Source organism: Oleiphilus sp. HI0086 (genome assembly GCF_001635225.1).
Genome location: NZ_LWFZ01001111.1, coordinates 1 through 705, shown reverse-complemented (window position 1 = coordinate 705; position 705 = coordinate 1). Strand labels below are relative to the sequence as shown.

General features: G+C 44.8%; 1 protein-coding gene. It reads left to right on the top strand.

Features of this window, described 5'->3' with window-relative positions; genetic code table 11:
- Positions 1-547 (top strand): heme A synthase (locus tag A3756_RS19630; RefSeq protein WP_197481401.1); only part of this gene is annotated, 547 nt, incomplete at its 5' end.
- Positions 548-705: the final 158 nt, after the last annotated feature.

Genomic DNA, 705 nt, shown 5'->3' with positions numbered 1-705 from the left:
AAGTGATCGACAACAAAAACCTGCTATCGTTTCCCGAGGCCTTAAGAACTGGGCCATATTGGCACTCGTCGTAGTCTATTGTCAGATAGCACTCGGGGGCTGGACCAGCACTAACTATGTCGCGCTTCATTGCTGGGATTTACCAACCTGCCAAGGTAAATGGTGGCCAAATACCGATTTCTCTGAAGGCTTTACAATTTGGCGAGAACTCGGTGTTGATTACGAAGGTGGTACGCTTTCGCTTGAAGCGGGTACGGCGGTTCATCTGACACACCGAATAGGAGCAGTAGTGACACTCCTAGTTGTCGGCACTTTTGCCCTTTTCCTGTTACGATTTTCAAAAGGCCCAGGCCAGCAAGGCACAAGAAACTTAGCCATTTTACTGTTAGTTCTCTTGTGCGCACAGATAAGCTTGGGCATATTGAATATCATACTGGTTCTTCCAACTGCGATAGCTGTCGCACATAATGGCGGTGCTGCATTATTATTGTTGACTATCGTCGCAATTAATCGGAAGCTAAGCACTGATAAACAAAAAAATACCTAGCATCTACGCTCAGTTTTCTTAAACAACGGTTCATAAAAGCTCAGGCAATGCTAGAAGAAAAACAACAAGGCATGTTTTATACAGCCGTTGTCTTGTGTGAAGAATATAAAAACAACAAAGAGAGTTCACAATGGCAAACACTACCGCACTTGCACCCG